Genomic DNA, 10,418 nt, shown 5'->3' on the forward strand with positions numbered 1-10,418 from the left:
GTTCATCGACACGAGTGTGCTCCTCGAGTTCCTTGATGTGCCGGGGCACAACGGCCAGCACGCGGAGATCACGGCCGAGATGGAGCGCAGGATCGCGCACAACGTGACGTTCGTTCTCCCTGTGACAACGATCATCGAAACCGGCAACCACATAGCCCAATGCAGCGGTGATCGACGGGGTGCGGCAAAGAGGTTCGTCCGTGCACTTGAACTCGCTCGAACCGCCGAGCCTCCCTGGATCGTGCGGGATGTCGCCTGGAACGGAGAGTTCTTGGAGCGATTCGTGGAGGGTGCCTCCACGGGGAGCGATCTGCTGACCCATCTCTCGAACAAGACTCTCGGATCCGGGGATGTGGCGATCCTCGTGGAACGTGAACAGTTCAAGAAGGGCATCGCCGCCACAGTGGAGATCTGGACCCTTGACCAAAAGCTCAGGTCGTTCTCCTGACCTGGCACTGCGGTGACCGCGGACCCTAACCGCAAAGACACACGTCCAGCATGGTTCCCGACGCAGGCATCGGCCTGATCCGTGAGACTGCTGATCTCGATGCCCCACTGCCCGCCGCGTCGTGTCGTCGGGGAGATCGTGTAGGGCTTCGTTGTGCTCCCCGAACGAGGCGCGTTTCCGAGCATCGTGCGCGCGAACGGCCAGGGATGTATGCAGCAGCTCGCAAATCGCAAGCACTGTGCCCGCCCGACACTCGCACACCCGCCAATGGGCGAAGAGTGGCTATCCGTGCAACGCGGCCTCAGCCAGCTCCCACGAACGTGACGGGCATCCCGTCGAGCACCTCTATCATCACCATCTTCGAAGGGATGGACGTACCGTTGGCCAGGCGGGGTCGGATGCGATCGTAGGCTGGATCCCAGGTCACCATGTCCCTCGATACGCAGGGCACGGCACACCCGCCTTCTCTATAGTCACGATGCAACCATCCGACGGTGACGTCAGACCCATTGACGCGGCCGCGCATCAGCGTTCCCCCATCCTTGGACCACCCCCAGACGTGTCCATACGGGGGCGCGCTGGAGGGGCATGGGCCGATGCGGAAACCGTCGTAGTCGGCCCAGGCGCAGATGAGGTCCTGCTCCCAGGCTGCCGCGATCAGCTTCGCCCAGGCAACCTCTCCCCAGCCGACCAGATGTCGGTACTCTGTCGTCGGGATCGCATCCAGAGTCACTGCTCCTCCTTCGGTTGCAGGGCCGCATCCAAGTCCTGTTGGGTTATCCGGGGCACCGAACTCAGCCCGGTCTCTGGCTCGAGCTCCGTATCTGCCAGGTCCGAGCCGAGCGTCAGGTTGTCGAAGGTCACGGTTCCGAGCCCGGTTGCGGTGCGGCCCCCGATGCCAATGAAACCCTCATCGAGATCGCGGAGCGCCAGTAGCAGCGCCTTGCGAACCCAGAAGTGCCTCGGATCCAACTCCTCTTCGACCAGGAGGCCGACGGTGAGCCTGGCGTTCTCGTCACTCAGGGTGCGCTCGGGGAACAGCCTTCCACTCCTGGTGCCACCGCCGTCGCCCTTCGAGATTTCCGCGGCACCACCAGTAAACCGGTCGATCGCACCGCGGGTGCGGTCTGTCCGGGCGGCATCCTCCGCGAGCTTCGTGAACGAGAAGCTCCATCGGCCTACGCCGGTGGCCGACGACCCGAAGGCCTCACAGACGCCGCACCGTCCGCATCCGTCCCAGGTGCCCCCGTCGGTGCCGCACACATCAAGGCCGAGGCTCCTGCCGATGTACTCCACCCGGCTTCGCAGCACCCCCTTCCAGCTCGTGCCTCGGAACCAGAAGTGGTCAGATCTGGGTTCGTCGGTAAGGGCATCGACGGGAACATTGAGACCTTGAATACGGCAGGAGGCGCTGAAGACCACCGGCATGCCCTTAGCCGGGGCGGGTGCCCCGTCCTCAGCCAGGTAGTCGGGCGCATCGGCGAGCAGCGTGTCAAGGGCTTCGGCCCCTGGCGCGCTGAGGCTGGCCCGCGCGAGCACGTCTTCGGCCTTGGACATGTCGAGTGTCCGGTATCTGATTCCTGTGATGCGCGCCTGCCCAAGGCCGCTGCTGACCCCGCCCCCGATCAGCACGGGCCAGGTGGCCAGGAGGTCGAGGATGTCCTCAGCCGGGCTCTCATAGCGTAGGTAGAGCTTGATGAGGGTAGCGTCATAGACCTCCTCGACGGTGTGGGAGCTGTCATTGCGAGCGGCCCGGCGCCTTCGATCGATCGCGGTGGCCGTGCGTGGGCGCTTCTCAGCCGTCTCGTCCAGCGTTGTGCCAAGAAACCAGAGTTCTGAGGCGACGAACAGGCTCCCGCCTTTTGTGCTCTCGCCTCTTCCCATGTGTCTGTTCGCCTCGGCCTCACCGATGTGCACGCGGAAGTTCCCGGCCAGGCCGGACGCGGGTACGACGGGAACACCATTTGAGTCAGTCTCGACAGCAAGCGCGTTACGTACGCCTCCCAGCGATCCCACCCGGAACGGAGATGTGGGCTCAATATCGACCCTCAGATACGTGATCTTCATTTCAGCTCCGCTCCAACTCGCTGGCAAGTGCCGTCCGGGTCCCCGGAGCGGTAGTCTCAAGCGTGCTCCGCACGATGGTTCTCTTGTGATGGTTCAGGTTCTTGCCGACGGTGGTGTCCCAAAGCGCCGGGTAGTGCGATGCGTTCCATTCCCGCGAGTCGCGCAACCAGCCCGCCAGCCACTTGAGTTCACGTGGTGTGAAGGACTCGAGATCTGGCCGGTTCGTGTCTGGGAGCCGAGGATCCGTCACACCTTGCTCTGCGCGCTGGGGCGGTCGCCAAGGGGCTTCCACGACCTCAAGCCAGCCGAAGCCCTCTGGCCGACGAACACCGATGCCCTCATCGAGGATCCCTCTGAGATGGTCTGGCCCCAGCCCGGACAGCGCGACGACGATCCCCGGAGCCAGTGCCAGGTCTCCCGGTTTCGGAAGCCCGGACGCAGCGTGCCAGCCGCTCGTCCCGTCGATGGTCAGCCGGCCACCCCAGATCCGTTCCACCTTCCCTGCGGGGAACGCAGAAGCAACATCGGTGGTCGGCGCCCCGGTGTCGTCGACCAGGATGGTGGGCGAGATGGTGCGCAGAATCACCGTGCCGCGCGTCTGAATCGGTTCTGGGGCCTGCGTGGGGTCCAGGCTGAGTTCTACCGATCCGAGCACCGACCGACGCCCTCCGAGCGTCACGTGCGGGAACTCCCGTAGCTTCTGGTTGAGTTCCGTGTCGCCCACGATGTACCCCGAAAACACGGTTCCCTTGGGGAACACTTCCCGAGCGAACAGGCTCGATTCCAGGGCCGTCATCCGGTCGGGGTGAATAGCCGTCGAGGCAACCACCTTCTTGACCTGCGTCCCGAATGCCACCGCTCCCTTCAGCGGTTCCCCTGGGCGGCTGCACATGGAAGGTGCTTTGGCCTGGGGCACGCCGCAGGCCGGGCAGGGGTCCGTGATCCCCTGCCGGCCGCAGTGCGGGCAGGCGAATGCGCCGTCGACGTGCTCGGGCTCGGAGTGATTCCGGTGATACTTGCAGCGCCACACCGATTGGCTGCCGACGTCGCTTCCCTGAGCGAGCAGTGGCCCGAATCGGACGGCCCCATCGAACGTCGGCCTGAAGAGGGGTTGGCGATCTCCATACGCCAAGCGCCAGACCTTCGCGAGCGCTCCACGCACCACGCTGCCGGGGATGAAGTCGTTGGTGGGTGTCATGAAGGCCCGGGTCGCACCGGTACCGATGGTGATCTCCTGCTGGCAGGTTGCGGTCACCTTGAGCCATTCGACGGCCATGTCAGGACTCCCTCCGGCTTGCCACATACCGCATGACCAGGTTCACGTCATCCTCGATTCGTTCGGAGTCCGTCGTGACCGAGACCCATCCCATGCCGCGGCGCCGACCGTGGCCGACTCCGTCGATCAGGGTGGCGCTCACGCGAAGGAGTGCGCCGTGCAGCCGCCGCTGTTCTTCGGTGAGGGTGCCGGTCTGGCTGATCGTCTGGGTCGCGACGGTGGTGCGCGCCTCCTCGCCGATGAGCATGGCTCCGGGGCGGACGCGCCTTCGGGGGTCGAGGGCGATCCTCGCCCGCGTTCGGTAGCTCACATCGTTTAGGACACCGTCGCCGAAATGCCAGGGACATCCGTCTCCGCCGGGGGCTCCGAATACCTCCTCCACCAGCGGGTCGTCACGCCAGGTGTCGTCGCCGCTCTGTGTCGCGGGGAGCAGTTGGCGGGCTGCTGCCCGGAGATCGCCCTTGAGCGACCGCCCTGGGAGCGGGTTGCCGTGATCGAGCACCTGGTCCGCCTTGTCGTCGGCCTGGCCGGTCGCGATGCGGAACGCGGAGTTGAACTTGATGGTGACGGTGATGGTGTTCATGCCAGCCACCGCATGATGCTGAGCGCTGCGAGGAGGTCGCTCGTGTGGGCGTCGGTCACGTTTCCTTCTCTCCACGAGTTGCCGAATGCGAGGTCGAACAGGTCCTTGGCACCGCCGAGTCGGTCCGCTAGGTGGCGCAGACGCAATGATCGCGTTTCGATGTCGGGGATTCGCAGTTCGGACCGGACGGTCGCCCGAGCGGTGTTGCCCTTGCGTTCCTCACCCAGGTTCTTTGCGGTGTGGATCAGTTCATCCAGCCGCGGCCAGTCTTCCATCGCCAGCACGCGGTCGCCGGGGCTGGTTCCCTCGTTGGTGACGTCCTGCCAGGCGAACGTCCAACCATCGCCGTAGACTTGCTTTTTGGCCCTGCGGAGCAGGTTCTCGGCGAGTTCAACCTGGTCGCCGATGGGGAATGCCTGATGGCAGATCACGACGCCGGCCGAGAAGCTGATCGACCCCGCACCCTCGAAGGCCTCATCGCTGAGTTTGTCTTTCATCGTCGTCATGAACGCCCGGAGGAACGGCCATACCCTCGTGGCCGGGACGCTCACCAGCACGTCGTCGCCACCGAGAATGTGAGGGATGGCCGCCATGATGGCGCCATCCCGTTCAGGAGAGAGTGTGCTCCTGATGGCGGCCTTCAAGCCGTCCTCGGTCGCGTTCTTGATGCGTTTGGACACGTCGAGAAGGTGACCGGTGTTCCCCTTCTCGATCGCGTCCTCTCGGAGGTGGTCGAAGAGCGCTCCGAGCCCGTTGCCGTCCGCGAAGATCGTCGCGATGTGATTGTCGGTGGATGTACGGGGCGCGTGGCCCTCTGGCAAGCGGCCGAGTTTCGCCAGTTGCTTGAAATCCTCCACCTGGTTGAGCTTCAGATCACGCAGCATGCGCTGCTCGACCATGAAGCCAGACACCGGCGTCTCGCGCGCTCGCTGCAACGTGACGTTCCGGGGCCCGGGCGCACGTGACGCGCAGTCCCTACACAACCTCAGTTGCTGCTCCCTGACGGTGATCCTTCCGGATGCCATCGCGGACGAGCACTCGTCGCAGTGATGTGCCAGAGGGAACTCAATGACCGATGACGGGTAGGCGCGATTGTCTGCTGGCTGGGCGTCGCGCTCGGCCCGGAGGGTGTCGACGAAGGTGGCTGCTTCACGGATGCTGGTCTCGACGGTGGCAGCGGGAAGATGGAGCTTCACGTTGATCGCGATCTCCCGTGCGGCGGCTTCCACCTTCGCCCGGTCCGCGCTCATCAGCTGTACGACGCCGTCGGTATCGGCAGCGTCAGGATTGAGAGCAACTCCGGGATGGGTGGAGAGGATCTCCGTGACGGTCCACAGGTTGCGGTCGCTCCTCTGAATGCCATCTGCCACGCCTGACACATCTGTGAGGTAGAACAGCATGTCGGAGGCGCCGCGGCGCCCCCAGAGATGGCGGGAACGGGCGAGGTGGGCCTGGATCTGCTTGATGCCGACGGCCGCGTAGAACATCAATTCTCCTGCGGGTACTCGTTGGTCATGAATTGGCTTGGCGCGTCGATCCTCGGCAGTGTCCGCATCCGGCTGACGGGCCTGGGGGCGCTCCTGTTGGCGCCGCTGGCTCCCTTCCGCTTATTCGCCCCGGAGAAGGCGGCGTAGAACGCGTAGCTCTCGTCGAACGCCTCCTGCTGATCCTCGCTCCGGGAGTTGAAATTGCCCATAGTGGGGTACCAGATCCGATTGGCCGGGACGGCCTCGCTCGTGAGAGCCTTCACCAGGCCCGGCAGCCAAGGCGCATCTGGTGGCACCGGGGCCTTGAGTTCCATGAGTTCTTCTGAATCGACGGCGTCGGCGGTTTCGCGGTAGCGGCCCGCGGCATCCTCTACGGCGACATGCATCAGGGTCACGGTGGCGCTGCCGAACCCGAGGGGTTTGCCGCCTCCCAGGTGCGTCTGAAGCTCTTCGGTTGCCGTGTCGTTCGTATCGAGATCCCGGAGGCGCCGGGGATCGAGCGCCATCAGAAGGAATGCAAACTGGTCCCGGGTGATGTTCTCGAAGTGGATCCGGCCCGTCAGGGTGTTGCCTGCATCCATCAGCCAGCGTTTGGCGTCCTTGTTCTTCGGATCCCCGGGCGCCGGGTAGTGGTCCCGTCGACGCTGCCGCGGGGTGGGGTCGCTGTCCCAGGGTTCCTGACCGTGCCAGTAGAACTTCCGCCCCGCGATCTTGCGCACCGGCGTGTCGTCGGCTCCCCAGTGGCTTGTGGGCTGACCCAACCGCGCTTTCCCGCTCTCCCAGAGCGGGGGCTGCGCTTGCGGATGCGCCAGATAGAAGCTGCCAGCGCTCGGTCGGGGTGAACGCAAGGGCGGCGGATGGATCTCTCGGATCCCCACCGGGCCGTCAGTCTCGAAGAAGGCAGGGAACCGAACGTGTGAGGCGTAGGCGTTCTGTTCTGTCTTCCCAGGACGTTGCCGGGTGACGCGGCGTTGCTCGATGAACCCGAAGAGCGCACAGGCTGGGCACAGAGCATCGGGGTTGGTGCAGGGGAGCAGCGACTTGTCGGGCAGCCGATCGTGGACCGGCATCTTCCCCCAGACACGCCAGGAGGCCGACACCTTGAGCCCGGTGGCGCCGTCGGCGGCGGGAGTCACCCAGACCGAATCACCTTCCCCCAATGCCCCGTCGCTCTTGCGACGTGTTCCGATGATGTTTCGCTGCTTCCGGCCACCTTTTGGCGTGTGAACGTGCTCAACGGGCACCCCGGACCATGCAGAATCGCTCCACGCAGGTGCACCGCTGGCCAGCTGGCCCTGCTGGACATCCTGTGACCCGCGGCATCGCTCGCGGTAGTCATCCCAGGCCCCGACGGCCAGCGGAATGTCTGTGGCATCGAGCTTTCCGGCGGCCACGAAGATCCGCCCTACCGGATGCAGGCCCTTCGTGCCGGCATCCGCAACGTGCACGACCCAATCTCCGCTGGCCAATTCTCCGTCCGCCAGCGTTATGGAATCTGCGCCAGCCTCTTCCAGCTCGTTCCGCGTCACATCTCTGCCAGCCACCTTGCCGAATGGGCGCACAGAGGCCTTGGTCTCATCAAACCGGATGCGCTGGCCCGAGCGAAGTCCTGCCGGGCTGGCGAAGTGGCTGTGCAGCAACTTCGCGGGGATCCAGATCACCTCCGAGGTGGTTCTCACGTGGGTGGGTGAGCCGTCGGGCGCCATCCGCGTGACGACGGCTAGGCACGCCTCAGGATCCACCTGGATGGTGGCCCTGTGCACGGGCCGATAGTCCGGGTCGATTACGGACAGGCAACTCTCGGTCATCACCTCATACAGGGAACGCACGGCCCCGCGAACGGCCGAGCCCGGCACCCTGACCGCCTGCTGACGCTCGGAACCGCCGTCGGCCTCGGGCTGGAAGTCATTGGCCAGCATCATGGGGGTCTGGAGGTGGAAGGCCGCATCGATGTACCCGGTCAGCCCACCTGCAATGGCCTGAGCGTGCCCGTTTGGAGCCGTCTTGTACACGCTGGCAGGGAGCGGAACAAACGTGTATGGGTTGACGAAGTTCGTGCCCGCTGTGATGAGCTGGTCCTGCTCCAGCCTCGCCGCCCGTGCTTTGCCCTCCTTGATTTCCTCGCTTCGCTGGGCATCGCGTCGTCTGCATCCGTCGTACCACTGCTCATAGGAAGTTGGCCCGATCCAGATCAGAAGACGCCGATGCCCGGACGCTTCTACCGCGGCCAACTCTGGCTTGCGCTGGAGGAGTCGGTCCCGCCAGCTCTCGGGGAGCGGGAAGCCGGGGCTCCTGGTGTCCATAGACGTGACCTCGACCCCGGGATCCCCGACAAGGAGCGCGTTTGCCCCCTTTCCGCGAAGAAGCGACGTTGGAGTCAGCTCCAACCTCGTGAGGACCCCCACCATGTCGTCCTCAAGGTCCAGCTCGAAGTACCCTGGTAACTCGTTGCCTTCGAGCCACTCAGCCGATACGGCCACGACCTCACGCCCTTGCGAAAGGACCTGGGTGAACCCGTCGACCTGCACTGGAAGAGGCGTCAGCGGCGTGACCTCGACGATCTCCTTGTCCTCGCTGGGACCGCCGGCCGTGACGTAGGCGATGCATCTCATGAACCATTACTCCTGTTCCCTGTAGGTGTCGAGCCGGCGACAGCCGACGATCGCGCCGGTGGCGTCTCGGACCTCTCCCCCGGGAAAGAGCATGTCGGGGCGGCGCACCCTCTCGGCAAGGACCCGGGGGACGATCAGGCCGACCCCGTCGCGCATTTCAGGCAGATCAACCGGTTGCGCGTAGGCAATCTGCGCGGAGGCGATGGACGTGCCCCCGACCTCCACTGCCTGCTCGTCGGCGTTCTCGGACAGGCGGGCCCAGTGATCGGCAGCGGGCCACGAGTGGATCGGGCTGCCATCGTCGGACGACCGTCACCGTGTGCGGGGTGAGGTTGCGGAGTTCGTCGAAGCGCCTCTGCTCGTGGCCAAGTGACGTGATGGGTCGTGCCGTGCTGGGGCGGAGCCGGAACAGCGGTAGGTAGTTGCGGGTTCCATCCACGTACTCATAGACGGTGGTGTCAAACCGATTGAGTTGGCGCCCGATCAGCACCGCCATCTGAAACGGGCCGATGAGGCAGAGGTGTACGCGCGAAACATCCGCTTCATCGGCGAGCTTCCCAATGATGCCGCCGATCTGAGAGGCCAGCCGGGCACCCTCCCCGGGCTCGATGAAACCGTCGCCGGTCAGGTCGATCCTGACTGCGTGCCGCGGGTGCTCCTTCTCGAGGAGCCGGGTGAAGGCATGATCGTTTCCCGTGGGCACCGACCCGTCCTTCGTGAGCTTGATGTAGACGGCGACGCTGTCACCGTCGCCCTCGGCAAGGGTGGTCGACTCAACGCCGTGTGTCGCGGAATCGTCCTCCAAACCACCCCAGCCGCCCTTCAAGGACAAACGCTCGATTCCGGCCTGACGCGAGAACATGGCACCGAGCGTGATGGCCACGGAGAGCCGGGCGCGCCCACTGATTTCGAGGGATGCGATGTCGGCCCGCTTGCAGGTTCTGGACAAGGCAGGAAGGCCGATCGCGATGGCCCGGCGATACTCGTCGTTTGGGAGTCCCGCATCGGACTCCTCGAAGGAGAGCTCGAGATCGGTCGTGGCGACAGCATCGCCGGGGTCCGTCTGGATGAAAAGAGTGAGGTGGGTCGTGTGGCTCTTGACCCAGCGCTCACCGCGACGACGCAGGAGCCCGTAGACGAACTCCTCCTGCCCCTGCCCGGATTGGACATCGGCCTGGGTGATGTCTATCAGAGGGATGCTCGTGACGCTGTCGATGATCTCATCGGGCTTGCGGATGTCCACCCGGCCCGTCTCAGGGTCCCGGTAGGTGTTGACCACCATCATCGGCAGCCGCTTCTTCGCCACCTGACGGATCATGTGGGGAAGCTCCTTTAGCTTCACGTAGTCGCTGTTGACGAGGTCGTCCGTCACGACGAGCACCCCGGCCTCGCAGTTGTCGAGCGCCTCCGTGATGCGTTGTTCGATGTACCCGGCCCCCACGTCTCGGTTATCGATCCAGGGCCGGAACCCACTGCAGCGCAACAGGGCGGCGACGCGCGAGACGAGACGGTCACCCTCCATCCCATGGCGGTACGACACGAAGACCGCTGACGAGTCCATCCTGATTCCCCTCCGACGCCGGGCGCCTGCTCCGCTTGAACCTGCATCGGTATATGACGGACAGGCCGCAAAGTGCGGAAGGCTGAGCCCAGCGGACTGAGGATGCTTCCGCAGCAGATCCCACGACCCCACGGCGCCCGCGCAACCGTTGCAGCGTCGGCAGGCGTGACAGTCACTTCGCACACAACCCGCCGCGTTGGGGGTTTGGACAAGGATCGACGCGGTTCGGTTGCACGTTGAGTGCCGGTTATCGTTCGAGGCTGACGAAGGTGGTGTCGTCTGGGAAGCATCCTGCCCGCATGATCACACGGGCGAGGATGCTCCAGAAAGGATTCGCTGGGCGCGAGCGCGACCCACGACAGGCTACGGCCCGGCTCTGTGGAT

At 64.9% G+C, this 10,418-nt stretch carries 9 protein-coding genes; 1 reads left to right on the top strand and 8 read right to left on the bottom strand.

Features of this window, described 5'->3' with window-relative positions:
• The first annotated feature begins 16 nt into the window (after positions 1-16).
• The gene (locus tag BUC15_RS17630; RefSeq protein WP_139280348.1) at positions 17-448 is read left to right on the top strand and encodes a hypothetical protein; all 432 of its coding nucleotides are present in this window, start codon (positions 17-19) and stop codon (positions 446-448) included.
• A 301-nt stretch (positions 449-749) separates the two neighbouring features.
• Here BUC15_RS17630 and BUC15_RS17635 read toward each other — a convergent pair whose 3' ends face one another.
• Genes BUC15_RS17635 through BUC15_RS17665 form a run of 8 tightly spaced genes read right to left on the bottom strand, consistent with a single transcriptional unit; the run spans position 750 to position 10,034 of the window.
• Complete coding sequence (locus tag BUC15_RS17635; RefSeq protein WP_073191049.1) at positions 750-1,181, bottom strand: hypothetical protein; 432 nt, start codon at positions 1,179-1,181, stop codon at positions 750-752.
• Positions 1,178-2,515 carry an RAMP superfamily CRISPR-associated protein gene (locus BUC15_RS17640; RefSeq protein ID WP_073191052.1) on the bottom strand — a complete coding sequence of 446 codons (1,338 nt, stop codon included), beginning with the start codon at positions 2,513-2,515 and terminating at the stop codon, positions 1,178-1,180. Before BUC15_RS17640 ends, BUC15_RS17635 begins: the two co-directional genes overlap by 4 nt.
• Before the next feature lies 1 nt (position 2,516).
• Positions 2,517-3,791, bottom strand: coding sequence for a hypothetical protein (locus BUC15_RS17645; protein WP_073191055.1), 1,275 nt, complete (start codon positions 3,789-3,791; stop codon positions 2,517-2,519).
• Position 3,792: 1 nt separating this feature from the next.
• Positions 3,793-4,374 carry an RAMP superfamily CRISPR-associated protein gene (locus tag BUC15_RS17650; RefSeq protein WP_073191058.1) on the bottom strand — a complete coding sequence of 194 codons (582 nt, stop codon included), beginning with the start codon at positions 4,372-4,374 and terminating at the stop codon, positions 3,793-3,795.
• Positions 4,371-5,861 carry a Cas10/Cmr2 second palm domain-containing protein gene (locus BUC15_RS17655; RefSeq protein ID WP_073191061.1) on the bottom strand — a complete coding sequence of 497 codons (1,491 nt, stop codon included), beginning with the start codon at positions 5,859-5,861 and terminating at the stop codon, positions 4,371-4,373. Before BUC15_RS17655 ends, BUC15_RS17650 begins: the two co-directional genes overlap by 4 nt.
• A complete protein-coding gene (locus tag BUC15_RS17660; protein ID WP_073191064.1) occupies positions 5,861-8,473 on the bottom strand; it encodes an RAMP superfamily CRISPR-associated protein in 2,613 nt (870 codons plus the stop codon). The genes BUC15_RS17655 and BUC15_RS17660 overlap by 1 nt, the downstream gene beginning before the upstream one ends.
• Positions 8,474-8,479: 6 nt before the next feature.
• The gene (locus BUC15_RS20110) at positions 8,480-8,629 is read right to left on the bottom strand and encodes a hypothetical protein (RefSeq protein ID WP_175558400.1); all 150 of its coding nucleotides are present in this window, start codon (positions 8,627-8,629) and stop codon (positions 8,480-8,482) included.
• 10 nt (positions 8,630-8,639) lie between these two features.
• Positions 8,640-10,034, bottom strand: coding sequence for an SAVED domain-containing protein (locus BUC15_RS17665; protein WP_073191067.1), 1,395 nt, complete (start codon positions 10,032-10,034; stop codon positions 8,640-8,642).
• Positions 10,035-10,418: the final 384 nt, after the last annotated feature.

The sequence above is a fragment of the Tessaracoccus bendigoensis DSM 12906 genome, assembly GCF_900141915.1.
GTDB classification, from domain to species: Bacteria; Actinomycetota; Actinomycetes; order Propionibacteriales; family Propionibacteriaceae; genus Arachnia; species Arachnia bendigoensis.

What these genes read in the sequence shown, in the direction of transcription:
- BUC15_RS17640 (WP_073191052.1), bottom strand. Translation starts at nt 2,515, where the DNA reads ATGAAGATCACGTATCTGAGGGTCGATATTGAGCCCACATCTCCGTTC.
- BUC15_RS17645 (WP_073191055.1), bottom strand. Translation starts at nt 3,791, where the DNA reads ATGGCCGTCGAATGGCTCAAGGTGACCGCAACCTGCCAGCAGGAGATC.
- BUC15_RS17650 (WP_073191058.1), bottom strand. Translation starts at nt 4,374, where the DNA reads ATGAACACCATCACCGTCACCATCAAGTTCAACTCCGCGTTCCGCATC.
- BUC15_RS17655 (WP_073191061.1), bottom strand. Translation starts at nt 5,861, where the DNA reads ATGTTCTACGCGGCCGTCGGCATCAAGCAGATCCAGGCCCACCTCGCC.
- BUC15_RS17660 (WP_073191064.1), bottom strand. Translation starts at nt 8,473, where the DNA reads ATGAGATGCATCGCCTACGTCACGGCCGGCGGTCCCAGCGAGGACAAG.
- BUC15_RS20110 (WP_175558400.1), bottom strand. Translation starts at nt 8,629, where the DNA reads ATGCGCGACGGGGTCGGCCTGATCGTCCCCCGGGTCCTTGCCGAGAGG.
- BUC15_RS17665 (WP_073191067.1), bottom strand. Translation starts at nt 10,034, where the DNA reads ATGGACTCGTCAGCGGTCTTCGTGTCGTACCGCCATGGGATGGAGGGT.